Origin of the sequence: Streptomyces deccanensis (assembly GCF_022385335.1) — a bacterium.
Taxonomy (GTDB): Bacteria; Actinomycetota; Actinomycetes; order Streptomycetales; family Streptomycetaceae; genus Streptomyces; species Streptomyces deccanensis.
Window position 1 is genome coordinate 3,176,138 of record NZ_CP092431.1, and the last position, 25,427, is coordinate 3,201,564.

The 25,427-nt window shown below is 69.9% G+C and carries 19 protein-coding genes and 1 pseudogene; 12 read left to right on the top strand and 8 right to left on the bottom strand.

Annotated features, from left to right (window positions below):
• Positions 1-50: 50 nt before the first annotated feature.
• Positions 51-1,073: an NADP-dependent oxidoreductase gene (locus L3078_RS14200; RefSeq protein ID WP_239753949.1), complete on the bottom strand. Its 1,023-nt coding sequence runs from the start codon at positions 1,071-1,073 to the stop codon at positions 51-53.
• 126 nt (positions 1,074-1,199) lie between these two features.
• Between L3078_RS14200 and L3078_RS14205 the strand changes: the two genes are divergently transcribed.
• The 4 genes from L3078_RS14205 to L3078_RS14220 all read left to right on the top strand — a co-directional run bounded on the left by L3078_RS14205 (position 1,200) and on the right by L3078_RS14220 (position 5,925).
• Positions 1,200-1,637 (top strand): MarR family winged helix-turn-helix transcriptional regulator, encoded by a 438-nt coding sequence (locus L3078_RS14205; protein ID WP_239753951.1) that lies wholly within the window; start codon positions 1,200-1,202, stop codon positions 1,635-1,637.
• Positions 1,638-1,718: 81 nt separating this feature from the next.
• Entirely contained in the window at positions 1,719-2,969 is a 1,251-nt protein-coding gene (locus L3078_RS14210; RefSeq protein WP_239753954.1) for a hypothetical protein, read from the top strand.
• On the top strand, positions 2,962-3,270 hold the full coding sequence (locus tag L3078_RS14215; RefSeq protein WP_239753956.1) for a hypothetical protein: 309 nt from the start codon (positions 2,962-2,964) through the stop codon (positions 3,268-3,270). Before L3078_RS14210 ends, L3078_RS14215 begins: the two co-directional genes overlap by 8 nt.
• Positions 3,271-3,546: 276 nt before the next feature.
• Positions 3,547-5,925, top strand: coding sequence for a zinc metalloprotease (locus L3078_RS14220; RefSeq protein ID WP_239753957.1), 2,379 nt, complete (start codon positions 3,547-3,549; stop codon positions 5,923-5,925).
• Positions 5,926-5,998: 73 nt separating this feature from the next.
• Here the strand turns inward: L3078_RS14220 and L3078_RS14225 are convergent, their stop codons facing one another.
• From L3078_RS14225 to L3078_RS14255, 6 genes are all read right to left on the bottom strand, one after another.
• Positions 5,999-6,727, bottom strand: coding sequence for an SCO2400 family protein (locus L3078_RS14225; RefSeq protein WP_239753958.1), 729 nt, complete (start codon positions 6,725-6,727; stop codon positions 5,999-6,001).
• Positions 6,728-6,922: 195 nt separating this feature from the next.
• Positions 6,923-7,954 (bottom strand): galactofuranose ABC transporter, permease protein YjfF, encoded by a 1,032-nt coding sequence (gene yjfF, locus L3078_RS14230; protein ID WP_239753959.1) that lies wholly within the window; start codon positions 7,952-7,954, stop codon positions 6,923-6,925.
• Positions 7,951-9,051: an ABC transporter permease gene (locus L3078_RS14235; protein WP_239760311.1), complete on the bottom strand. Its 1,101-nt coding sequence runs from the start codon at positions 9,049-9,051 to the stop codon at positions 7,951-7,953. Before L3078_RS14235 ends, yjfF begins: the two co-directional genes overlap by 4 nt.
• Complete coding sequence (locus L3078_RS44560; protein ID WP_275593139.1) at positions 9,048-10,586, bottom strand: sugar ABC transporter ATP-binding protein; 1,539 nt, start codon at positions 10,584-10,586, stop codon at positions 9,048-9,050. Before L3078_RS44560 ends, L3078_RS14235 begins: the two co-directional genes overlap by 4 nt.
• A 100-nt stretch (positions 10,587-10,686) precedes the next feature.
• Positions 10,687-11,691: an ABC transporter substrate-binding protein gene (locus tag L3078_RS14250; RefSeq protein ID WP_239753960.1), complete on the bottom strand. Its 1,005-nt coding sequence runs from the start codon at positions 11,689-11,691 to the stop codon at positions 10,687-10,689.
• A 141-nt stretch (positions 11,692-11,832) separates the two neighbouring features.
• Positions 11,833-12,876: a LacI family DNA-binding transcriptional regulator gene (locus tag L3078_RS14255; RefSeq protein ID WP_239753961.1), complete on the bottom strand. Its 1,044-nt coding sequence runs from the start codon at positions 12,874-12,876 to the stop codon at positions 11,833-11,835.
• 769 nt (positions 12,877-13,645) lie between these two features.
• Here L3078_RS14255 and L3078_RS14260 point away from each other — a divergent pair.
• From L3078_RS14260 to L3078_RS14295, 8 genes and pseudogenes are all read left to right on the top strand, one after another.
• On the top strand, positions 13,646-14,803 hold the full coding sequence (locus L3078_RS14260; protein ID WP_239753962.1) for a mandelate racemase/muconate lactonizing enzyme family protein: 1,158 nt from the start codon (positions 13,646-13,648) through the stop codon (positions 14,801-14,803).
• The gene (locus L3078_RS14265; protein WP_239753963.1) at positions 14,800-15,840 is read left to right on the top strand and encodes a zinc-dependent alcohol dehydrogenase; all 1,041 of its coding nucleotides are present in this window, start codon (positions 14,800-14,802) and stop codon (positions 15,838-15,840) included. The genes L3078_RS14260 and L3078_RS14265 overlap by 4 nt, the downstream gene beginning before the upstream one ends.
• 131 nt (positions 15,841-15,971) lie before the next feature.
• Positions 15,972-16,940 (top strand): hypothetical protein, encoded by a 969-nt coding sequence (locus L3078_RS14270; protein WP_239753965.1) that lies wholly within the window; start codon positions 15,972-15,974, stop codon positions 16,938-16,940.
• A gap of 136 nt (positions 16,941-17,076) precedes the next feature.
• Positions 17,077-18,189, top strand: coding sequence for a multiple monosaccharide ABC transporter substrate-binding protein (chvE, locus tag L3078_RS14275; protein ID WP_239753967.1), 1,113 nt, complete (start codon positions 17,077-17,079; stop codon positions 18,187-18,189).
• Between the two features lie 32 nt (positions 18,190-18,221).
• Entirely contained in the window at positions 18,222-19,772 is a 1,551-nt protein-coding gene (mmsA, locus tag L3078_RS14280; protein ID WP_239753969.1) for a multiple monosaccharide ABC transporter ATP-binding protein, read from the top strand.
• Positions 19,769-21,013 (top strand): multiple monosaccharide ABC transporter permease, encoded by a 1,245-nt coding sequence (gene mmsB / locus L3078_RS14285; protein ID WP_239753972.1) that lies wholly within the window; start codon positions 19,769-19,771, stop codon positions 21,011-21,013. The genes mmsA and mmsB overlap by 4 nt, the downstream gene beginning before the upstream one ends.
• Positions 21,014-21,086: 73 nt before the next feature.
• Positions 21,087-22,142: pseudogene (locus tag L3078_RS14290) on the top strand (aldose epimerase family protein); the annotation flags it as partial.
• A gap of 197 nt (positions 22,143-22,339) precedes the next feature.
• Positions 22,340-23,977: a pyridoxal phosphate-dependent aminotransferase gene (locus L3078_RS14295; RefSeq protein ID WP_239753975.1), complete on the top strand. Its 1,638-nt coding sequence runs from the start codon at positions 22,340-22,342 to the stop codon at positions 23,975-23,977.
• A 298-nt stretch (positions 23,978-24,275) separates the two neighbouring features.
• On the opposite strand, the gene L3078_RS14300 is transcribed toward L3078_RS14295, so the two are convergent.
• Positions 24,276-25,166, bottom strand: a complete 891-nt coding sequence (locus L3078_RS14300; RefSeq protein WP_239753976.1) for a calcium-binding protein — start codon at positions 25,164-25,166, stop codon at positions 24,276-24,278.
• Positions 25,167-25,427 lie beyond the last annotated feature (261 nt).

The following is a 25,427-nucleotide window of genomic DNA, read 5'->3' on the forward strand; positions in this document are numbered from 1 at the left end:
ACTCCGCGCTGTGCAACGACCGTGAGCGGGCGACCGTCACGGGGTGGGGCTCAGAGCTTGACGATCATCTTGCCCGTGTTGTCGCCGCGCAGGACACCGAGGAAGGCCTCCAGGGTGTTCTCGATGCCCTCCACCACGGTCTCGCGGTACTTGAGTTCGCCCGAGGCGACCCAGGGGCCGACCTCCTGGACGAACTGCGGCTGGAAGTCGTAGTGGTCGCCGACGAGGACGCCCTCGACGCGGAGGCGGTTCTGCAGGATCTTGGCCATGTTGCGCGGGCCGGGGGTCGGCTCGGTCGCGTTGTACTGGGAGATCAATCCGCAGATCACGGCCCGGCCGCGCAGGTTGAGCGCGCCGATCGCGGCCTCCAGGTGCTCGCCGCCGACGTTGTCGAAGTAGACGTCGATGCCGTCGGGGGCGGCCTCCTTGAGCTGCTCCGCCACCGGGCCGTTCTTGTAGTTGAAGGCGGCGTCGAAGCCGTACTCCTCCACGAGGAGCTTGACCTTCTCGTCGGAGCCCGCGGAGCCGATGACCCGTGAGGCGCCCTTGAGCTTGGCGATCTGGCCGACCTGGCTGCCGACGGCACCGGCGGCGCCGGAGACGAAGACCGCGTCGCCCTCCTTGAAGGCGCCGACGCGCAGCAGGCCCGCGTAGGCGGTGAGGCCAGTCATGCCGAGGACACCGAGGTAGGTGGAGAGCGGCGCGGCGTCCGGGTCGACCTTCACGGCCTGCTTGGCGTCGATGGTGGCGTACTCGCGCCAGCCGCCGAAGTGCAGCACGTGGTCGCCGACGGCGATGCCGTCCGCCGCCGAGGCGACGACCTCGCCCACGGCGCCGCCCTGCATGACCTTGCCCAGCTCGTAGGGGGCGACGTAGGACTTGGCGTCGCTCATGCGGCCACGCATGTACGGGTCCACGGAGAGGTACTTGTTCCGTACGAGGACCTCACCCGCGCCGGGCTGCCGGATCTCCGCCTCGACCAGGGCGAAGTCCTCGTCCTTGGGCCAGCCAGCGGGACGGCTCAGCAGGTGCCATTCACGGCTGGTGGCGGGGAGGGCGGGGGTGTCGGACATGGGGGGCCTTTCTGCGGTGTGCGGGGCATGCGGCGGTGCGTACATACCGATCGGTTACTTCAGCATCTGAAACAACCATGCTCCTGAATATTTCATGTTGTCAAGTAAAGGGGTACCCTCGACGTCATGCCCACGCAGAAGACGACCCCCCGCATCGACCCGTTGACCATGGAGGTCGTCGAACTCATCGGCACGGTGGTGGCCCGCTACCACGAGGAGTACGAGGACGCCGCCGCCGGACACAGCCTCACCGGCGCGCAGGCCCGCCTCCTCGGCCTCCTTTCCCTGGAACCGCTCCCCATGCGTCGTCTCGCCCAGAAACTGCGCTGCGAGCCGTCGAACGTGACCGGCATCGTGGACCGCCTGGAGACCCGGGGCCTGGTGGAGCGCCGCCCCGACCCGAACGACCGCCGCGTGAAACTGGCGGCCGCCACCGCCGAGGGCCGCCGGGTGGCCCGCAGCCTCCGCGAGTCCCTGGACTTCGCCCGCGAGCCGCTGGCGGGCCTGAGCACCACCGAGCGGGAGTCCCTGCGGGATCTGCTGCGGCGGATGCTGGGGGCGTAGGCGCGGGGGTCCATCGGGTGTAGGTGCACCCGTCGGTGGTCCGGCCTACGCTGAGCAGGGGAGTCTTTGCTGGAGGTCTGGATGACCAACGGGAAGGCCTTCGACGGTGCCGACGGGTCCGACGGCGCCGACGGCCCGAAGAGGCCCCGCGTAGCCGCCGTCGCTCTCGCGTGGGTCGCCGCACACGTCCTCGGACGCACACCGGCGCGGGACCGGGCGTCGCGCCCCGCCGCCGACGGACCGACCAGGCCGGAGCATGTGGCCCAACTCCCCCGCCCCGCCGAGGAGATGTTCCGGGGTCACCGGACAGCCTGGCGCGAGCGTGCCGTCGCCCACATCCTCTATCTGGAGCAGCAGGCGGCCCGTGAGGGATGCCGGGTGGTCGAGGACCCGGTCGAGCGGTGCCGGCGGGAGAAGACGCTGGAGGGGATCGCCCGGCAACTGCGGGAAGCGCGCGAGGCCGTCTCCGCGCGGCGCCGTCTGTTCACCGGGGCCGCGGCCCTGGAGCGAACGTGGGCCAACGTGCGCGCGACCGACGTCATGCTGCTCAGGCTGTGTTCGGAGCAGGATCTGATCGGCCGCAGCGCCTACGTGCTGAGCCACGTCGAGCAGCATCTCCGCCCGGCCGACCCGCTGCGGGTGAAGGTGGCCGCGGCCGTGGGACGCGTGGAGGCGGAGGAGCGGCTGCCGGGTGACCGTGAACTCCTCGTCTCCGCCCTGAGCGCCTCCTACGAGGCGCTGGACGGCGAGTTCAGCAGGGTGCGCAGCCTCAGCATCATCCTGCGGATCGCGACGTTCTTCGTCCTCCTCGGCGCGGGCGGACTGGCGGCCTGGGGATGGGCCTGCCCCGACTCCCTGAACATGTGCTTCCTGCCCGACAGGAGCGAGTACGCCGCCTGCCCGTCGGGGGAGGTCCACCGCAACGACGAGAAAATGGTGCCCAGCGACTACGCCCAGCGGGTCGACGTCCTCGTCGTGGAGGCCGCGGGGCTCGCCGGCGCGGCGCTCACCGTCATCGCCTCCCTGCGCCGCATCCAGGGGACGAGTTCGCCGTACATGCTGCCGCTGGCGGCGGCCCTGTTGAAGTTCCCGACCGGGGCCCTGACCGCGTTCGTCGGAGTGCTGCTCATCCGGGGTGCGTTCATCCCCGGTCTGAGTTACCTGGACTCCAGTCCGCAGATCGTGGCGTGGGCCGTCATCTTCGGCGCCGCCCAGCATCTCGTGACCCGTTTCGTCGACGCGCGGGCCCGCGAGACGCTCTCGGACGTGGGACGGCCACCTACCGACCCGCCCGAACGACGGGCCCCCGACGGAGGGCAGAGCCGTGGCTGAGCCGGGTGAGCTGACGATCGCGCTGGAGGAGGGCTTCGAGGGCCAGCACGTCGTGGTCGTGGTGGACGGGGACGTCGTCCTGGACGATCCCGAGGTCCGCACACGGTGGCAGATCGGCCTCGCCCGCTCCGTCCCCGTCCGGCTGCCGGAGGGGGACCACGGGATCGACGTACGGGTCGACGGCGTCGAGCGGCTGAGCGTCCGGGTCGACACGGGCGCCGTCCGCTGGGTGGCGATCAGCCGCGCCGCCGACGGCGGCCTCGACGTCGTGACCGGCAGCGGGCTACGCGGCTATGCGTGAAGGCCGGGTCCGGTTGCGGCTCTCCCCTGCCGCGCTTTGACTGGTCAGTGGGAACAAACCCGCCTGTCGGGTGAATAACTCCCCTTTCGTGCGCCGTCCGACGTCGCGTTCCCCGAACGACGCCCCCCGCGGCCGCCTCCGACGGCCGCGGCGCACAGCACAGGCCGACGTCGCCCAGGCCCACGTTTCTCCGGTCCGGAACGGTCGGGGCTCCCGGCCGTTCACCGTTCACCTTCGTCCGCCCACGCTCGGGCGTGGGCGGAAGCGGGAGGCAGCATGACCACTCAGGAATCCAGCCAGCGCAGTGAGTTCGACCAGCTCGTCAGCGCGGTGATGGGCACGATCACCCGCCGTCTGGGCGGCGAGAGGCAGACCGGGCCCGAGACGGCCGCGGAGGGCGAGGCCATCGCGGCGACCGGGCGCAGCGGCGTGTACCTGCGCCTCGATCTCCCCGTGCCGCCCGCGGGCCTCGCGCAGGCCGCCGAGGCCCCTCCCGCCGCCGACGCGGGGCCGGTCGCGACGGCGGCGGCCGGCTTCCCCTGGACGGCGGGCGCGTCGTCGGGCAACGGCGAACCGGCCGGCGCGCAGCAGATCGTGTCCGGTCAGGCCCCGGCCCGGGCCGCCGAGGTCGCGGCGCCCGAGAGCGCCGTCGTGTCGTTCGAGGAACTGCGCGTGGACGTGGACGGCCCGGCTCCCACCATGACGGTCTCCGGCACGGTCTGGCGGCTCCTCAGCGGTCGGCTCACCTGGCTCGCCAAGGTCCGCAAGGAACCGAACGGCACCTACACCGGGCCGATCAGGTACCGCGACGGCAACACCGCGCTGCGGCCCGGGACGGCGATCCGCGTCCAGCTCACCGGCACGCCGCCCCTGCAGCCCATGGGCGCGCTCGTCACCTTCGTACGGCCGGACGCCCCGGACGAGGTGGTGCGCTACGCGCAGGTCACGCCGCACTTCCGCGAGGTGGAGATCGAGTACGACCGGGTCTCCGACGCCGAACAGACCGTCGAGTACGCGCTGCACGACCACCCCGTGCGGCCGCCCGACCTCCCGAACACCACCCTCACCGTGGAGGACGCGTTCAGCAGGCAGGGCATCCGTGTCACGCGCACCCGGGGCAGCAACGAGATCCCGCTCTCCGAGTCGGTGAACGGCACCTGGTCCGACATCGAGATGCACGACGCCATGCAGCAGCACTGGTCCGCCTGGAAGCCCGGCCCTTCGGGACAGGGCGTCGCCCAGTGGCAGGTGTGGACGCTGTTCGCCGGTCAGCACGACGACGGCCCCGGCCTGGGCGGCATCATGTTCGACGACATCGGCACCGCCCAGCGGCAGGGCTGCGCGGTGTTCTCGAACTCGTTCATCTCCGAACGGCCGCCGAACGATCCCGATCCCGAGGCGTACGTGCGGCGGATGCGCTACTGGACGGCGGTGCACGAGATCGGTCACTGCTTCAACCTCGCGCACTCGTGGCAGAAGTCGCTGGGGACGCCCTGGATCGCGCTGCGGAACGAGCCCCACGCCTTCAGCTTCATGAACTACCCGCACCGCTTCGAGGGCGGGCCGCAGGCGTTCTTCTCGGGCTTCCGGTACTTCTTCTCGGAGGACGAACTCCGCTTCCTGCGGCACGCCCCCGCGCGGTTCGTGCAGCAGGGGAACATCCCCTGGTTCGACCACCACGGCTTCGAGCAGGCGCGGCACCTCGCCGGTACGGGTCCGTTGAAGCTCACCCTGCGCTTCAACCGCGACGCCGACCGGCAACAGGCCTACCGCTTCGGCATGCTGGAGCCGGTGATCGGGGAGCTGAAGCTGACCAACACCTCCCAGGTCCCCACGATGGTGAACCGCGCGACGCTGCACAGTGACGAACTCAGCATCCTCGTCCAGCGGGAGGGCACCACCGAGGCCCGGGTGGTGCAGCCGTACCTGCGCTACTGCCTGCGCCCGGAGCCCGTCCTGCTGCAGCCGGGCGAATCGCTGTACGAGCAGGTCGTGCTCTCCTCGGGCCTCGGCGGCTGGCAGATCTCCGAGCCGGGTGCCTACCGGGTGTACGCGGCGCTGCGGTCCGCTCAGGACGGGGCCTCGGCCGCCGGCGACTCCTCCGGCGGCCAGATCCTGGCGGACCCGATCACCGTCCGGGTGGAGCGCCCGGCCAGCCGGGACCAGGAGCGCCTCGCGGACGACGTGTTCACCGACACCGTGGGACGCGTCCTCGCGCTCGGCGGCAGCCGGGTCCTGGACGACGCCAACGACGTGCTGCGCGAGGTCACCGAGCGGATCCCCGACACGGCCGTGGCCAGGCACTCGGCCGCGTGTCTCGCCACCGCGGCCGCCGTCCCCGGCAAGGTCCTGACGACCCGCGACGGCGCGGTGAGCGTCGAGGCCGCCGGGACCGACGCCGAGGCGGGCGGGCAGCTCGCCGAGCAGGCCTACGGTGATCTGGGGGCGGCGGCGAACACCTTCGGTCACATCCGGCTCACGAACGACGTGACGCGGGCCGCGGCCGGCCTGGACGAACTGGGCCGGCGCGACTCGGCGACCCACCTCCTGGACGGGCTCGTCCACACCCTGGAGGAGCGTCAGGTCAAGCCCGAGGTGGTGCGGAAGGTGCAGTGGGAGAGGCAGCAGATCGCGGAGGGCCACACCGACCGGTGATTCCGGATCCGCATCCGGCGGCGGCCCCCTGACGGTACGTCAGGGGCCGCCGCCGTCCGTAGATCGCCCGGCGCTAGGAGCACCACCACAGGAACCGCTCGCAGGTCTCCGAGGGTGAGGGCTCGGGGGCGGGGTCGTCGGGGGTCGGGTCGGAGGGGGGCTCCGTCGTCGGGTCGGGAGCGGCCGTGGCGGCCGGGGCCGAGGTGGAGACCTCGGGGCGGGAGCCCGCGGTCGCGGACTGGGCGTCGCGTTCCTTCTCCTCCTCGGCCTCTTTCTCGTCCTTGTCCTTGTCGTCCTTCTCCGACGCGGAGGCGGACGGCGAGGCGGACTTGGAGGGCGAGGCGGACGGGGAGGCGTCCTCGCCGGAGCCCCCGGTCGTGCCGTCCCGCTCGGCCGAACCCCCGTCGGGGCTGGCCGAGGCGCCGCCCGCGGACTTGTCGTCGGCCGCGTTGGTCGTCGGACCGGAGCCCGGGGACTCCATGCCCAGCTCCGTCAGGCTCAGCGCGCCGACGGCCAGCAGCAGCCCGGAGCCGATCAGCAGGGCGCGCTTGCGTCGGCGCCGGTGGGCGGCCGCCTTGCGGTCGCGTCGGTTGGAGCGCGTCCCCGCGCGCTCACGGCCGGCCCGGCGGCGCGAGGTGCGGGGGCCGGGTTCGTCCTCGGGCGCCGAGGTGGTCTCCTCGGTGTCCTCGGGGTGCGCGTCGGCGTCGTCCGCGTACGCGTGTAGCTCTTCGACGGGGGTGCCGCAGCCCGGGCAGGCGAGGGCGCCGTTGAGGTGCCGTCGGCACGGGTGGCAGTAGTCCATGACGCGGGAAGACTAGATTCCGCACGGGGAGCGTTCCTAGAGGCTGCTGTGAAGGTTGTGTGCGGAACTGGGCTTTCCGGTTTGCCTGGTTGAGGTCAAGCCCGACCATTCGCCGCGAGTCGGCGAAACGCCGCGCGGTCCGTCGCACGGGGTGTGCGACGGACCGCGAGAGCCGACGGGGCGGAGCTTTTCGGCTCAGGTCTGTTTGCGGGCCGTCATGGTCCGCTGGATCAGGATGAACGCGCAGAGGAGCACACCGGTGGCGATCTTCGTCCACCAGGAGCTGAGGGTGCCCTCGAACTGGATGATGCTCTTGATCAGGCCCAGCACCAGGACGCCGAAGAGCGTGCCGATGACATAGCCGGAGCCGCCCGTCAGCAGGGTGCCGCCGATGACCACCGCGGCGATGGCGTCGAGTTCCATGCCGACGGCGTGCAGCGGGTCGCCGGACTGGATGTACAGCATGAACAGCAGGCCCGCCAGCGCCGAGCAGAAGCCGCTCACCGTGTAGACGGCGATCTTGGTGCCGCCCAGCGGAAGCCCCATCAGCAGCGCCGACTGCTCGTTGCCGCCGATCGCGTACACACGGCGTCCGAAGCGCGTGTAGTGCAGTACGTAGAAGGCGAGGGCGAGGACGGCGAGGGCCACCAGGGCGCCGATCGACAGGTCCCCGAGTCCCAGGGGCACCCGGGTCTGGGCCAGGCTGCTGACCGTGGAGTCGCTGATGGAGATGGACTCCTTGCTGATGACCAGGCACAGGCCCCGGAAGAGGAAGAGGCCCGCGAGCGTCACGATGAACGGCTGGATCTCGAAGTTGTGGATCACATAGCCCATGAGGAAGCCGCCGAACGCGCCCACGCCGAGGGCGAGGGGGACGACCACGATCAGGGGCAGGCCCTGACGCTCCACCAGCCAGGCGGTGAACATCGTGGTGAAGCCGATCAGCGAGCCCACGGACAGGTCGATGCCGCCGGACATGATGACGAAGGTGGCGCCGACGGCGGCGACCAGGAGGTAGCCGTTGTCGATGAACAGGTTGAGGAACACCTGCGAATCGGCGAACCCGTAGTTCTGGTACCGGCTGAGGCCGGTGACGTACATCGCGAGGAACAGGGCGGCCGTGACCAGGACCGGCAGCCGCCGGTCGCCGAGCAGGCGGGTGACCGCGGACGGCCCGGACGCCGTACGGCCTTCCGGCGCCGTGGGGGTCTTGGTGGTCGCGCTCATCGCGACACCTCCATCTTCGGGGCGGCGTCGGCCGGGGTGGCGGGCTCCGCCGGGGCGGCGGGCTTTCCGCGCCCCTTGGCGCCGAAGACCTTGGCCCGGAACTTCGGGGACTGCAGCAGGCAGACGACGATGACGACGGCGGCCTTGAAGACCAGGTTGGTCTGGGTCGGCACGCCGATGGTGTAGATCGTGGTGGTCAGGGTCTGGATCACGAGGGCGCCGATCACGGTGCCACCGATCGAGAACCGGCCGCCGAGCAGCGAGGTGCCGCCGATGACCACCGCGAGGATCGCGTCCAGCTCGATCCACAGGCCGGCGTTGTTGCCGTCCGCGGCCGAGGTGTTGGAGCTGATCATCAGGCCCGCGATGCCCGCGCACAGGGCGCAGAACATATAGACCATGATCTTGATGCGCCGGGACCGGATGCCGACCAGGCGGCTGGCCTCGGCGTTGCCGCCGACGGACTCGACGAGCAGTCCGAGCGCGGTCTTCCGGGTCAGCGCGACGGTGACGGCGACGACCGCGGCCACCACGAAGATGGAGAAGGGCAGCGTCAGCCAGTAGCCGCCGCCGATCAGCTTGTACGGCTCGCTGTTGATGGTGATGATCTGGCCGTCGGTGATCAGCTGGGCGACACCGCGGCCGGCGACCATGATGATGAGGGTCGCGATGATCGGCTGGATGCCCATCCGGGCGACCAGGAACCCGTTCCACAGACCGCACAGGACCGCGGCCACCAGCCCGATCCCCATGGCCAGGAACACCCCGGCCAGCGCGTTCTGGTCGGCCTGGTCGCTGATGTACGAACAGGTCAGGGCGCCGGTGATGGCGACGACCGCGCCGACGGAGAGGTCGATGCCGCCGGTGGCGATGACGAGGGTCATGCCGACCGCGACCAGGATCAGCGGCGAACCGAACAGCACGATCGAGACGAGGCTGCCGTAGAGGTGGCCGTCCGTCATCTTGATCGCGAAGAAGTCGGGCGTGAAGGGGACGTTGATGAGCAGCAGGGCCACCAGGACCGCGACCGGCCAGAACAGGTGGTGCTGCGTCAGCGCCCGCCAGCGGGAGGTGCCGGCTGCGGATGGGGTGCTCACTGGTGTTCTCCGCTCGCGATGGTCTCCAGGATCTTGCTGGTGGTGATCTCCGGCCCGTTGGTGAGGCGGGCCACCAGCTTGCGGTCGCGCAGGACGCCGATGGTGTGGCTGAGGCGGAGGACCTCCTCCAGTTCGGCCGCGATGTAGAGGACGGACATGCCGTCCTCGGAGAGGGAGACGACCAGCTTCTGGATCTCCGCCTTCGCGCCGATGTCGATGCCGCGCGTCGGCTCGTCCAGGATCAGCAGCTTCGGCTGGGTGATCAGCCAGCGGGCGAGCAGCACCTTCTGCTGGTTGCCGCCGCTGAGCTGGCCGACCCGGGCCTCCGGGTTGGCGGGGCGGATGTCCAGCGCCTTGATGTACTTGGCGACCAGTTCGTCGCGCTGGCTCGCCGGGATGGGCCGGGTCCAGCCGCGGGACGCCTGGAGGGCCAGGATGATGTTCTCCCGGACCGTCAGATCGGGGACCAGGCCCTCGGTCTTGCGGTTCTCCGAGCAGAACGCGACCCCGGCGCCGATGGCGTCGTTCGGGGCGCTCATCGAGACCTGCTTGCCGCCCACGGTGACCTTGCCGCTGTCGGGCTGGTCGGCGCCGAAGAGCAGCCGGGCGAGTTCGGTGCGGCCCGAGCCGAGGAGACCGGCGAGGCCGACGACCTCGCCCTTCTTGATCTCCAGGTCGAAGGGGGCGATGCCGCCGGTGCGGCCGAGGCCCTCGGCGGCGACCAGGGTCTCGCCGACGTCGGAGCGCAGCTGGTGCTCGTGGAGCTCCTCCAGCTGGTCCAGGGCCTTGCCGATCATCAGCTCGATCAGCCCGACCTGGTCGAGGTCGCGGACCATGTGCTCGCCGACCAGGGTGCCGTTGCGCAGCACCGTCATCCGGTCGCAGATCTCGTAGATCTGGTCCAGGAAGTGCGAGACGAAGAGGATGGCGACGCCCTCGTCCCGCAGCCGCCGCATCAGGCGGAACAGTTCGAGGACCTCGTCGCGGTCGAGGCTGGAGGTGGGCTCGTCCAGGACGAGGACCTTGGTGCCGGAGCCCTCGCCGTCGCTGTCGCCGTGGCCCACCGACCGTACGATCGCGACCAGTTGCTGCACGGCCAGCGGGTACGCGGACAGCGGCGCGGTGACGTCGATGTCGAGGCCGAGCCGGTCGACCATCTCCGCGGCCTCCTTGCGCATCCGCTTCCACTGGATGCGGCCCGCGCGGGTGGGTTCACGGCCGATGAAGATGTTCTCCGCCACCGAGAGGTTGGGGCAGAGGTTGACCTCCTGGTAGACCGTGCTGATGCCGGCCTGCTGCGCCTGCAGCGGGCTGCCGAAGCGCACGGACTTCCCGTCGAGGGTGACGGTGCCGCCGTCCAGGGAGTAGACCCCCGTCAGCACCTTGATGAGGGTGGATTTCCCGGCTCCGTTCTCGCCCATCAGGGCGTGGATCTCGCCGGGGAAGAGCCGGAAGTCGACGCCCGACAGAGCCCGTACCCCCGGAAATTCCTTGACTATGCCCGTCATCTCCAGGACGGGCCGCGGCTCTGCCATGAGCAGCGCTCCTCTTGACATGGGTTCAGGCCCGCGGGGAGCCTCCCGGACCGGGGTGTACCCGGTCGCCCGGAGGCTCCCTGCCGGTGGGGCGGGTGGGTCAGTACTTACGGGTGGGGAGCGCGTCCTTGGCCTGGTCCTGCATGAAGTCGCTCTCCTCGGTCTTGATCCAGCGCTCGACCTTCTCGCCGTCGTGGACCTTCTGCACGACCTCCATCAGCTGGGGGCCGAGCAGCGGGTTGCACTCGACGATCGCGTTGATCTTGCCTTCGGACATCGCGATGAAGCCGTCCTTCACACCGTCGACCGTGACGATGAGGATGTCCTTGCCGGGCTTCTTGCCGGCCGCCTCGATGGCCTGGATGGCGCCGAGGCCCATGTCGTCGTTGTGCGCGTAGAGGACGTTGATGTCCGGGTTGGACTGCAGGAAGGCCGCCATGACCTGCTTGCCGCCGGCGCGGGTGAAGTCGCCGGTCTGGCTGACGACGATCTCCCAGTCACCCTTGTGCTCGGCGTCCATGATCTCCTTGAAGCCCTTGGCGCGCTCGATCGCCGGGGCGGCACCGGTGGTGCCCTCCAGCTGGGCGATCTTCACCTTGCCCTTGTGGCCGGCCTTCTCCAGGACCTTCTCCAGGATCTTGGCGGCGCGGCGGCCCTCGTCGGTGAAGTCGGAGCCGACCAGGGTGACGAAGAGGGACTCGTCGCTCTCGACGGACCGGTCGGTCAGGACGACCGGGATCTTCGCCGCCTGGGCCTCCTTGAGGACGGCGTCCCAGCCGGTGACGACCACCGGCGAGAAGGCGATGACGTCCACCTTCTGCGCGATGAAGCTGCGGATCGCGGAGATCTGGTTCTCCTGCTTCTGCTGCGCGTCGGAGAACTGCAGCTTGTAGCCCGCCTCCTTGGCCGCCGACTTCACGGAGTCGGTGTTGGCGCTGCGCCAGCCGCTCTCGGAACCGACCTGGGAGAAGCCGAGGGTGATCTTCTTGCTGCCGCCGGAACCGGCGTTCCCGCCGGAGCCCTCGTCCTCCTTGGCACAGGCCGCCAGGGTGCCCGCCGCCGCCACGCCGATCGCCGCGGTCAGGAAGTTCCGTCTGTTGAGCATGTTTCTTCTCCTTTGAAGAGCCGGTCCGGGGACGGACCGTTGGTACTCAGGGACCGGCCGCACTGCGTCCAACCTGTCGATCATTGTTCGAAATGTCGGCCACACTGATGGATGAAAGTCGTTCGGTTGTTCGGTGCCGCGTCAGCCCGGAGCGGTCCCCGCCAGGGGGACGTACGGGAAGGTGCTGGCGCGGACGACGAGCTGGGGTTCGATGGCGACCCGGGAGACGGAGGGGGCCCGGCCCTCGATGAGGTCCAGCAGCAGGGCGATGCTCCGCTGGCCCACCGTGGCGAAGTCCTGTCGGACAGTGGTGAGCGGCGGGGCGAAGAACTCCGACTCCGGGATGTCGTCGAAGCCGACCACCGCCACGTCCTGCGGGGTCCGCACGCCCGCCTCGCGCAGGGCTCGCAACACCCCCAGTGCCATCTGGTCGTTGGCGACGAAGACGGCGGTCAGGCCGCGGCCCACCCAGCCGGCCAATTCCTGGCCCGCCCGGTAGCCCGAGAGCGGACTCCAGTCCCCCCGCAGCGGCTGCGGCGGTTCGACGCCCGCCTCCTCGAGGGTGGCCCGCCAGCCGGCGGTCCGGTCGGCGGCCTCCTGCCAGTACTCGGGTCCGGCGAGGTGCCAGACCTTGCGGTGGCCGGCGGCGAGCAGATGGCCGGTGGCCAGCCGCGCGCCGAGGTGCTGATCCACGTTGACGCTCGGGATCTCCGCGCCGGAGCCGGTGCCCACGGCCACCACCGGGAAGGGGTGCCGGAGTTCGGCGAGGGCGGCGACCGCCGACCGCTGCGGGGCGAGGGCGATCACTCCCTCCACCCCACCCTCGCTGAGCCGGTCCAGGGCCTCGGACAGCGCCTGGACGGTCAGTTCGCGCAGACTCACCGTCGAGACGAGGTATCCCTCGGCCCGCGCGGCCTCCTCCAGCGCGAACAGCGTGCTGGCCGGGCCGTAGAGCGTGGTGTTGGAGGCGACCACGCCCAGGGTCTGGGTGCGTCGGGTGGCCAGGGCCCGGGCGGAGAAGTTACGGCGGTAGCCCATCTCCTCGATCGCCCGGAGCACCTTGGCCCGGGTCTCGTCCCGCACGTTGGGGTGGTCCCCCAGCACACGGGACACGGTCTGGTGGGACACCCCGGCCTGGCGGGCGACGTCGGCCATGGTGGGCGGCCGCAGCTGCGAGTGGGTCACGGCCGCACCTCCTTGGCGGTCGTCTGCTGATAAGACCTGTCGAGCGGGAGCGCGCTCCCGCGCCGCCGGTTTCATACCGGGAGTCCGGTACGCCCCAAGACATCCGGGGGGAAAGCGAGTTGGCGTGGTGCCGACACGACGCTCGTACCTCCGTGGATGTTGCCGGGCGATGAATGGTGCGTTGCGGAGGTCATTGTGAGCGCTAACAATTCCCGGCGGTCAAGAGGGCTGCAGCAGGGAGGGCGGTCACGTTTGAGTAACGCGACGGGTGGCACGGGTCACGAAGGCGACGATCCGGCCCCCCGACCTGCGGGGCAACCGGCTTCTGGCCCGATCGCGTCGACGCGAGCCGCCGCGAGGCCGCCGTCGGGCGCGCCGTCCGGCCGGATCGGCCAGGCAGGGCCCGCATTTCGGCACCCCGACCGGTCGCCGGCGACCGAAACCCGGGGCTCCCAGCACGTCCGGAAATCGCCGCACCGCCCTCAACTCACCACGGACGCAACGGACATCACGACCCCCGCTCCAGGCCTCTTGGACGTCCGCACCCCCGTCAAGGACACCGCTCACATCCGGATGCCGCGCGCCGGGTTCACCCGCCCCCGGGTGACCCCGTACCGTTCCCGGGGCGCGGGGCGCGCGGGTCGCCCCGAACCGTTGTGTGTTCACCCCATTGACACTCCGACCGGGTCGTCCTTACTGTCACGACCAGAATTTCGAACGAGCGACGAAATTTCGAACAACCTACGGACTACAGAGGGCAGGGAGTACCGTGCGCATCACGGGAATCAGCACGCACGTGGTCGGGACGCCGTGGCGAAACCTGACCTACGTCCTCGTGCACACCGACGAGGGTCTCACCGGAGTCGGCGAGACCCGCATGCTGGGCCACACCGACGCGCTGCTCGGCTATCTGCACGAGGCGAAGACCAACCACATTCTCGGCTCCGACCCGTTCGCTGTCGAGGATCTGGTCAAGCGCATGAAGTACGGCGACTACGGGCGCGCCGGCGAGATCGTGATGTCCGGCATCGCCGTCATCGAGATGGCCTGCTGGGACATCAAGGGCAAGGCCCTCGGCGTCCCGGTCTGGCAGCTGCTGGGCGGCAAGGTCACCGACAAGGTCAAGGCGTACGCCAACGGCTGGTACACCACCGAGCGGACGCCCGAGGCGTACCACAAGGCGGCGCAGGGTGTGATGGAGCGCGGCTACAAGGCGCTCAAGATCGACCCCTTCGGGACCGGCCACTTCGAGCTGGACCACGAGCAGAGCCTGTACGCCGTCTCGCTGATCGAGGCCGTGCGCGACGCCATCGGGCCGGACGCCGAGCTGATGCTGGAGATGCACGGCCGCTTCTCGCCCTCGACCGCCGTGCGGCTCGCCAAGGACCTGGCACCCTTCAAGCCCGCGTGGCTGGAGGAGCCGGTGCCCCCGGAGAACCTGAAGGCGCTGGAGAAGGTCGCCGCCAAGGTCGACATGCCGGTGGCCACGGGCGAGCGGATCCACGACCGCATCGAGTTCCGCGAGCTCTTCGAGAGCCAGGCCGTGGACATCATCCAGCCGGACGTCGGTCACATCGGCGGCATCTGGGAGACCCGCAAGCTGGCCGCCACGGCGGAGACCCACTACATGCTGGTCGCGCCGCACAACGTGGGCGGCCCGGTGCTGACGGCGGCCTCCCTCCAGGTCGGTTTCACCGCCCCGAACTTCAAGATCCTCGAGCACTTCAACGACTTCGCGGACGCGGACATCAAGAAGGTCGTCTCGGGTGCCCCGGAGGTCGTGGACGGCTACTTCCACCTCTCCGACAAGCCCGGCCTCGGCGTCGAGCTGGACGTGGACGCGGCGGCGGAGTTCCCGCAGCAGCAGGCGCGCTTCGACCTGTGGGCCGAGGGCTGGGAGCAGCGCAAGCCCAAGGGGACCGCGTGAGCGCCTCGCCCGACGCGGCCGACTCCGGCACGCCGGCCGTCGCCGTCGTCATCGAGGCGCCGGGCGAGCATCGGCTCGTCCCGCACGAGGCGCGGCAGCCGGCGGCCGGCGAGGCCCTGGTCCGGGTGCACGCCTCCGGGATCTGCGGCAGCGACCGCGAGGTCTTCCAGGGCAACCGGCCGGAGGGGTACGTCCGCTACCCGCTCACCCCGGGCCACGAGTGGTCCGGGACGGTTGTCGAGGTCGGCGCCGGAGTTCCTTCAACTCTTGTAGGGCGCAAGGTCGTTGGCGAAGGTTTCCGGAACTGCCAGGTGTGCGACCGCTGCCACGCGGGCGAGACCACCCTGTGCTCCGCGGGGTACGAGGAGACCGGGTTCACCCAGCCCGGCGCGATGGCCACGACCCTCACCCTGCCCGCCCGTCTGCTGCACGTCCTGCCGGACGACGCGGATCTGACGGCGGCGGCGCTGCTGGAGCCGGCCGCGTGCATCGCGGCCGCCGCGCTCAAGGCGAACGCCGTTCCGGGTGAGCGGGTCGCCGTGGTGGGCACCGGGACGCTCGGAATGTTCGCCGTTCAGTTCTTGAAGGCGGCCTCCCCCGCCGAACTGCTCGTCGTGGGCACCCGGCCGGACCGCGCGGAGCTGTCGAAGCGTTTCGGCGCGACGGACTTCCGGACGAAGGACCAGGACCTGCCGGGCGACTTCGACGTGGTCATCGAGACCGCCGGGTCCGCGGACGCGGCGCGCACGGCCGCCGCCCTGCTGCGGCGCGGCGGACGGCTGGTCCTGACGGGCATCCCGGCGCCGGGCGCGGACGGGCTCGACCCGACCGATCTCGTCGTCCGGCAGCTGGAGGTGCACACGGTGTTCGGCGCGGCGCCGGACGCGTGGGCGCACACGGTGCGGGTCTTCGGAGCCGGACTGCTGGACCCGCTGCCGCTCGTCACGCACGAGCTGCCGCTGGCGGAGTTCCCGCAGGCCATCGAGCTGGTGGGGTCCGGCGACCCGACGGTCGGCAAGGTCCTGCTGCGGCCATGACACACCCCTGAGCCGTACGCCGGTACGGGGTACCTGACGACTTCGTACCGGCGTACACCCAAGAGCTTTGTGCACCAAGAGCCGCGAACCTCGTCCGAAATATCGAATCTGACCAGCCAGAAGGACAGCTTGTGACCGACACCACCGCTCCGGCGCCGCGCCGACCCGGCGAGCAGGCCCTCGCCGCGCTCGGGCTGAACGCACCCGCCCTCGACCCCGCCGACGCCTCACCGCACACCTTCCCCGGTGGCGGCCGCTGGCGCACCGAGGTGCCCTCCGTGGAGGGGCCCGAGGCGCTCGCCGTGGTCCTCAAGGAGGCCTCGCGGCTCGACGTCCCGATCCACCGGATCAGCCAGGGCAGCGGTGTGTGGATGCTCACCGACGCCGAGATCACCGAGATGGTGGAGGCGACGGCCGAGCGCGACATCGAGCTCTGCCTGTTCACCGGCCCGCGCGGCACCTGGGACATCGGCGGCTCCACCCGTACCGACTCCAAGGGCGCCGGTCTGCGCGCCCGGGGCCACGACGCGGTCGCCGGCTGTGTCGAGGACGCCGTGCGCGCGACCGAGCTGGGCGTGAAGTGCCTGCTCGTCGCCGACGAGGGCGTGCTGTGGACGCTGCACCGGGCGCGGGTCGAGGGGATCATCCCGGCCGACACCACCTTCAAGGTGTCGGCGCTGATCGGACCGGTGAACCCGACCGCGTACGCCGTGTACGAGAACCTCGGCGGCGACTCGATCAACGTGCCGAGCGACCTCACGCTCGACCACCTCACGGAGATCCGGCGGGTCTCCGGCGCCCCCATGGACATGTACATCGAGGCGCCCGACGACCTCGGCGGCTATGTCCGGATGTACGAGGTCGCCGAGCTGATCCGGCGCGGCGCGCCGATCTATCTGAAGTTCGGCCTGTCGAAGGCCCCCGGGATCTACCCCTACGGGCACCACATGCGGGACCTCACGCTGTCCACGGCCAAGGAGCGCGTCCGGCGCGGCCGGCTCGCCCTGGACCTGCTCGCACGGCACGGAGCGGACGGCGACATGGCGCCGCTCGGCACCCGGCTGCCCGGCGATCTGAAGCGATTCGGAAATCCCTCATAACGAACCGGACAACTGTCTTCACAGAAGAAGACGCAGTCACACAGAATCCCCCACATCTTCTCTGGCAGCTTTCGGCTCATGAAGCGCCGTCCTCGCCAGAACGTTCCAGGCCTTCAAGACATCAAGGATGATGATCATGCGCACTCGCCGAGCCGCACTCGCCGCCATAGCCTCCGCCGCATCCCTGGCCCTCACCCTGTCCGCCTGCGGCCAGAGCGGTGAGGGTGGCAGCAAGGAGGAGAGCGGCAGCACGGAGGGCGCCACCATCGGCATCTCGATGCCGACCAAGTCCTCCGAGCGCTGGATCGCCGACGGCGACAACGTGGTCAAGGACCTGAAGTCCAAGGGCTACAAGACCCAGCTGGTCTTCGGCGAGGACGACCCCGCCAAGCAGGTCTCCCAGATCGAGAACATGATCACGCAGGGCGTGAAGGCCCTGATCGTCGCGGCGATCGACAACAAGTCGATGAACAACGTGCTCCAGCAGGCCAAGGACGCGAACATCCCGGTCATCTCCTACGACCGCCTGATCCTCGGCACCGAGAACGTCGACTACTACGCCTCCTTCGACAACGAGAAGGTCGGCGAGCTCCAGGCCAACTACATCGTCGAGAAGCTCGGCCTGAAGGACGGCTCCAAGAAGGGCCCGTTCAACATCGAGCTCTTCGCCGGCTCCAACGACGACAACAACACCCGCTACTTCTTCAACGGCGCGATGAACGTCCTCAAGCCGTTCATCGACAAGAAGCAGCTGGTCGTGAAGTCCGGCGAGACCGACATCACCAAGGTCACCACCCTGCGCTGGGACGGCGCCACCGCCCAGCGCCGCATGGACGACATCCTGACCAAGGACTACAAGAGCGGCAAGGTCGACGCCGTTCTCTCGCCGTACGACGGCATCTCCATCGGCATCCTCTCCGCGCTGAAGTCCGACGGCTACGGCTCCAAGGACAAGCCGCTGCCGATCGTCACGGGCCAGGACGCCGAGGTCGCCTCGGTGAAGTCGATCATCGCGGACGAGCAGTCGATGACCGTCTACAAGGACACCCGCGAGCTCGCCAAGGTGGCCTCGAACATGGTCGACGCGCTGCTGAACGACAAGAAGCCCGAGACCAACGACACCGAGACCTACGACAACGGCTCCAAGGTCGTCCCGGCCTACCTGCTTGAGCCGGTCGCCGTCGACAAGACCAACTACCAGAAGGTCGTCGTCGACTCCGGCTACATCAAGGCCGGCGACCTCAAGTAAGTCCCGGCATCAACTGATTGGAAGGCACGACCATGGCGGGACCCGTCCTGGAAATGCGCTCGATCGTCAAGACCTTTCCCGGCGTCAAGGCGCTGTCGGACGTCACCCTGACCGTCCGCCAGGGCGAGGTCCACGCCATCTGCGGTGAGAACGGCGCCGGGAAGTCCACCTTGATGAAGGTGCTCTCCGGCGTCCATCCGCACGGCAGCTACGAGGGCGAGATCCTCTTCGAGGGAGAGGTCTGCGAGTTCAAGGACATCCGCGCGAGCGAGCAGCGCGGCATCGTCATCATCCACCAGGAGCTGGCGCTGTCGCCGTACCTCTCCCTGGCGGAGAACATCTTCCTCGGCAACGAGCACGCCAAGGGCGGGTTCATCGACTGGCGGGAGACCCTGCGGCACGCGACGCAGCTGCTGCGCAGGGTCGGTCTCGACGACCACCCCGAGACCCGGGTCACCGACATCGGTGTGGGCAAGCAGCAGCTGGTGGAGATCGCCAAGGCCCTGTCCAAGAAGGTGAAGCTGCTCATCCTGGACGAGCCGACCGCCGCCCTGAACGACGAGGACAGCGGCAAACTCCTCGATCTGATCCTGGAGTTGAAGAAGCAGGGCATCACCTCGATCATCATTTCCCACAAGCTCAACGAGATCCGCAAGGTCGCCGACTCGGTGACGATCATCCGCGACGGGAAGTCGATCGAGACGCTCGACGTCAAGGCGGCGGAGACCACCGAGGACCGCATCATCAGCGGCATGGTGGGCCGCGACCTCGACAACCGCTTCCCCGACCGCACCCCGCACGAGACGGAGGTGGACGCGGCACCGGCCCTGGAGATCCGCGACTGGACCGTGCTCCACCCCATCGACCAGCAGCGCAAGGTCGTCGACAACGTGTCGATCCATGTGCGGCGCGGGGAGATCGTCGGGATCGCGGGCCTCATGGGCGCCGGCCGCACGGAACTCGCGATGAGCGTCTTCGGCCGGACCTACGGCCGCTACGCGGGCGGCACGGTCCTGAAGGACGGCACGGAGATCCGTACGAAGTCGGTCGCCGAGGCCGTCAAGCACGGCATCGCGTACGTGACCGAGGACCGCAAGCACTACGGCCTCAACCTGATCGACACGATCAACCGGAACATCTCGCTGACCGCCCTGAACAAGGTCGCCAAGCGGGGCGTCGTCGACGAGCACGAGGAACGCCAGGTCGCCGAGCGCTACCGCAAGACCATGAACATCAAGGCACCGACGGTGTTCGAGCCGGTCGGCAAGCTGTCCGGCGGCAACCAGCAGAAGGTCGTCCTCAGCAAGTGGATCTTCGCGGGTCCCGATGTGCTGATCCTGGACGAGCCGACGCGCGGTATCGACGTCGGCGCCAAGTACGAGATCTACACGGTCATCGACAAGCTTGCCGCCGAAGGCAAGGCGGTCGTCTTCATCTCCTCCGAGCTGCCGGAGCTCCTCGGGATGTGCGACCGCGTCTACACCATGGCGGCGGGACGGCTGACAGGCGAGTTCTCGCGTGCCGAGGCCACGCAGGAATCGCTGATGCGCCAGATGACGAAGGACAAAGAGGTAACCCGATGAGCACGGATGTGACCGCCAAGAGCCCGGCCCCGGCGCCGCCGGGCGGCACCGGATCGGCCACGGGCGGCGGCCTGTTGCAGCTGATGCTGGACGGTATGCGCCGCAACATGCGGCAGTACGGCATGCTGATCGCCCTCGGCCTGATCGTGGCCTTCTTCGCGATCCTGACCGACGGCGACCTGCTGCTGCCGCGCAACGTCTCCAACCTGGTCCTGCAGAACAGCTACATCCTGATCCTCGCGATCGGCATGATGCTGGTGATCGTCGCGGGCCACATCGACCTGTCGGTCGGTTCGCTCACCGCCTTCGTGGGCGCGTTCGCGGCCGTCCTGACGGTGCAGCACGACCTGCCCTGGCCGGTCGCCGTGGTGCTCTGTCTGCTGGCGGGCGCGGTCGCGGGCGCGGCACAAGGGTTCTTCATCGCGTATCTCGGCATACCGTCGTTCATCGTCACCCTCGCCGGCATGCTCGTCTTCCGTGGTGTCACGGAGATCCTGCTGGAGGGCCAGACCCTCGGCCCGTTCCCCGACGGCCTGCAGAAGATGGGCAACGGCTTCCTGCCCGAGGTCGGCCCCACGACCAACTACCACAACATCACGCTGCTGCTGGGCTTCACCCTGATCGCCTTCGTGGTCATCCAGGAGATGCGTGACCGCAAGCGCCAGCAGGAGTTCGCGCTCGACGTGGCGCCGCGCAACATCTTCCTGCTCAAGCTGGTCGCCATCACGGCCGCGCTGCTCACCGTGACCATGCTGCTGGCCAGCTACAAGGGCGCGCCGATCATCCTGCTGGTCCTGGGCGCGCTGGTCGTCGGCTACGGCTACCTGATGCGCAACTCCGTCTTCGGCCGGCACATCTACGCGATCGGCGGCAACCTGCCGGCCGCGAAGCTCTCCGGTGTGAAGGACAAGAAGGTCACCTTCCTGGTCTTCGTCAACATGGGCGTGCTCGCGGCCCTGGCCGGTCTGGCGATCGCCGCCCGTCTCAACGCGGCCTCGCCGAAGGCGGGTCTGAGCTACGAACTGGAGGCCATCGCCTCGGCGTTCATCGGTGGCGCGTCCATGAGCGGCGGTGTCGGCACCGTCCTCGGCGCGATCATCGGCGGTCTCGTCCTCGGCGTGCTGAACAACGGCATGAACCTCCTCAGCGTCGGCACCGACTGGCAGCAGGTCATCAAGGGCCTGGCCCTGCTGGCGGCCGTCGGGTTCGACGTGTGGAACAAGCGCAAGAGCGGTTCCTGACACACCGTGAGGGGGCCTCGCCGAAAGGCGGGGCCCCTTTTTTCATGAACAGGAAAGGCATGAACAGGAAAGTGGGGCGGCACCCGTGAAGGAACTCTTCGGCAAGCTCGCCGACGGGACCGAGGTCCACCGCTGGTCGCTGGAGAACGGCGGCACACGGCTGAAGGTCCTGTCCTACGGCGGCATCGTGCAGTCACTGGAGGTACCGGACGGCGAGGGCCGGTACGCAGGCGTCTCCCTCGGCTTCGACACCGTCGAGGCGTACGTCGCCGAGTCCCCGTACTTCGGCGCGCTGATCGGCCGGTACGGCAACCGCCTCGGCGAGGGCCGCTTCACGCTGGACGGCACGACGTACGAGCTGTCCGTCAACGACGGCGCCAACAGTCTGCACGGCGGCGCCGGCGGCTTCGACAAGGTGGTCTGGGAGGTCGAGCCGTTCGAGCGGGACTCCGAGGTCGGGCTGTACCTGACCCACACGAGCACCGACGGCGACATGGGCTACCCGGGCACCCTCGACGTGAAGGTGACGTACACGCTCACCTCGCGGGGCGAGTGGCGCGTCGACTACGAGGCCACCACCGACCGGGCCACCGTCGTCAACCTCACCAGTCATGTGTACTGGAACCTCGCGGGCGAGGGCAGCGGCTCGGTCGGCGACCACCGGCTGACGATCGCCGCCGACCGCTACACCCCCGTCGACTCCGGGCTGATCCCCACCGGTGAACCGGCCGGGGTCGAGGGCACCCCCTTCGACTTCCGTACGGGCAAGACGATCGCCGAGGACCTCCGCAGGGCCGACCCGCAGCTGCTGTACGCCAAGGGCTTCGACCACAACTGGGTCCTCGACAAGGGCGTCACCGCGGAGCCGGAGTGGGCCGCGACCCTGGTGGACCCGGCGTCGGGCCGCACGCTGCGGATCTCCACGACCGAGCCCGGGCTGCAGTTCTACTCCGGGAACTTCCTGGACGGCACACTCGTCGGCCCCTCCGGGACGATCTACCGGCAGGGCGACGCGCTCTGTCTGGAGACGCAGCACTTCCCGGACTCGCCCAACAAGCCGTCCTACCCGTCGACCGTGCTGCGACCTGGGGAGACGTACCGCTCGACGACCGTCCACGCCTTCGACTAGGCGCGGCGGCGGTGGGGCCGCCGTCCCGGCCGACGGCGGTCTTCACAGCCCACTCACAATTTCCGACCAAATCCTCAGTGGTTGAACAGCGCCCCCCGAGCCTCCGTATGTAGGGGCGGCCCGTGCTCCCCCGCCCGGGCCACCCTTAGTCGTCGGACCCGGTCGTCCCCAACGGGTCCGCCCCCTACGGAGGTTCCATGGCCGACAACGTCACCTCGTTGTTCCGCAGCACTGCGGCGCACAGCCCCTCGATGGCGGCGCTGACACGTGAGGGCGGCGATGGTGCGGGTCCGGTGGACTTCTGTATCCCCTGCAACCCCTACTTCCCCACCCCCGCCATGTTCGACGACATGGCGAGCAAGCTGCGCGACATCATCACGTACTACCCGAGCAGCGCCGACACGATCACGGCCGAGCTGTGCAACCTGCTCCAACTGCCGCCGCAGTGCGTGGCGATGGGCAACGGCTCGACCGAACTCATCACCTGGATCGACCACTTGCTGGTCCGGGAGTCCCTCGCCGTCCCCGTCCCCACCTTCGGCCGCTGGACCGACCAGCCCATGGAGACCGGCAAGCGGGTCGACATGTTCCCGCTCCAGGAGTCCAGCGGCTTCGCCCTCGACCTCGCGCAGTACGCCGAGTTCATACGGGCCCGCGGCACCAGGGTCGCCGTCATCTGCAACCCCAACAACCCCGACGGCGGCTTCCTCCACCGGCACGCGCTGGTGCAGTTCATGGACGCGATGGCCGACCTGGACCTGATCGTCATCGACGAGTCGTTCCTGGAGTTCGCCGACGCCGAGTCCGAGCCGTCCACGGTCCAGGACGCCGTCATGCGGCCCAACGTGGTGGTGCTGCGCAGCCTCGGCAAGAACTTCGGCCTGCACGGCATCCGCTTCGGCTACCTGGTCGCCAACCCGGCGCTCGCCGGCAAGGTCCGCTCGATGCTGCCGAAGTGGAACCTCAACTCCTTCGCCGAGCACGTGGTGTTCATGCTGAAAAACCACGGCGCCGAGTACATGGAGAGCCTGCACCAGGTCCGCCGGGACCGGCTGGACATGGCCCGCCAGCTCTCCGCCCTCCCCGGGCTGACGGTCTACCCGTCGCAGGGGAACTTCCTCTTCGTGCGCCTGCCCGTGGGCGCCGAGGGCACCGTGGTCCGCGACCGGCTGCTCACCGAGCACCGGATCCTGGTCCGCGAGTGCGGCAACAAGGTCGGCTCGTCCAGTCGCTTCCTGCGACTCGTGGTCCGGCCCCAGGTGGACGTGCGTCGCCTGGTGTCCGGCCTGGAGTCGGTTCTCTACGGGTCCAGGAGGGGAGCCGCCGTGCCCGAGCTGAGCACCGGGACCAGCTACAGCTCGGGCACGGCGGCCGTGGACCGGCTGATGGGCGAGACCAGCGGCACCGGCATGCAGAACCTCGCCGCGCAGGCCATGAGCATGCCGACCCCGGCGCCCGCGTCCTCCATGCAGTTCGCGACCCCGGCGCCGGCGCCGGCCCCGGCCCCCGCGCCCGCCGCCGCGTCCATGCAGTTCCCGTCTCCCGCAGCCGCACCCGCGCCGGCCCCGATGCCGATGCCGATGCCGGTACCGGTCCCCGCGCCGGCGCCGGCCCCGATGCCCGCCGCGCCGGCCGCCGCGATGCCGGCCCCCGGCCTCCAGCCCGTCGCCCAGACCGGCATGCCCGGTCTCGCGGCCGCCGCCCAGGGCCGCCGCACCATGGGCGCGGCCCAGGGCCTCACCGCGGCCCAGGTACGCGGCCGCACCCAGCCGGACCCCCTGGAGGAGCCCCAGGGGTGGCCGGCTGCGGGAGGGGTCTACAACCAGGTGGGGTGAGCCAGGTGGGGTGAGCCAGGTGGGGTGAGCCAGGTGGGGTGAGCCCCGCCCCCCACGGATCACACGAGCCGCCGCCCCCGACGGGCCCTGCACGGGTTGCCGTCGGGGGCGGCGGCATGTGAGGCGGTTGGCATACGGGACCGCTGCGGGGCTGCCGGACGGCTGGGCTGTTGGACCGCCGAGCCGCAGGACCGCTGGCTTGCTGGACCGTTGGACCGCTGAGCCGCAGGACCGCATGGGCTGTTGGGCCGCTCGGTCGCTGGGCCGGCTCGGCTGGGGCGGGTCGGGGGTTCGGGGGTCAGTTCTGGTGGAGCTTGTTGCGGCCCGGGCCGCCGGAGAGGGCGTCCGTGCCCTTGCCGCCGTACAAGGTGTCGTCGCCGCTGTTGCCGTAGAGCTTGTCGTTGCCGTCCTCGCCGTACAGCCTGTCGTTGCCCTTGCCGCCGTACAGGGCGTCGCCGCCCGCCCGGCCGCGCAGGGTGTCGTTGCCGGAGTCGCCGTAGAGGCCGTTCCCTCGCGCGTCCCCGGTGAGGGTGTCGTGGTCGGCGCCGCCGTGGCACGCGTACGCGCAGCCGGTCATCGTGTCGTTGCCGCGTCCGCCGAAGGAGCCGAGCCCCCAGACACCGCCGCCGCCGTCGGTCCGGTCGTCGCCGTTCTCGCCGTACAGCACGACGGAGTTGTTGCCGAGGAGCACGTCGTTGCCGCTGCCGCCGTGGATCGCGGCGTACGCGGAGTTGGCCGCGGCGACGGTGACCGTGTCGTTGCCGTCGCCGACGCTGACGTCGTAGATGTCGGAGTCGTCGGAGCCCATCGGGATGGGGACCGCGCACTCGGCGACGGTACGGTCGGCCGGTTTCGGGTACGTGCACTCCTTCGCGGCGAGCGTGATGGCGTACCGGTCGTCGAAGGTCAGCACGTAGTCCGCCTCCCACTCCGTGCGCTCCACGATCTTCGCCGACACCGTCAGCCGGTTCGCCTGTCCGGGCGCGGCCTTGAACCACAGCTCGCCCTGTTCGTGCACGAGGGAGGCGGTGGACGCGGGCGCGGCCTGGGCGAGCGGCGCGGCGGCGAGCAGGGCGCCGGTCAGTGCCAGGGTGAGCGCCGTGGTGGCGGTGACCGTCCTCGAAGTGCCGACGGCGCGGCGGGCCGTGCGGGCGGGCGGGCGGTGGCTGGGCAGGCTGCGGATGGGCATGACGAAGCACCCCTTCGGGGACCGTGGGCGAACGTGGGAAACGAGCACCCCGTACGACCGGGCCGCGGCACCGGTGGTTGTAGCGAAAGCCCCGCTCCGACGCCATCAACTCCGGTTTCATCCGGGGGACTTGCGCGAGCGGCCACGAGTTCACCTCGCGGCCACCCCGCGCCCCGGGCGGCCGTCCGGTGAGGTGAACGGCGGGGGCGCCGAATCCGTACTTCCTGTCGCCGGTGAGGCATATCGGTCACTGCGCCGCTC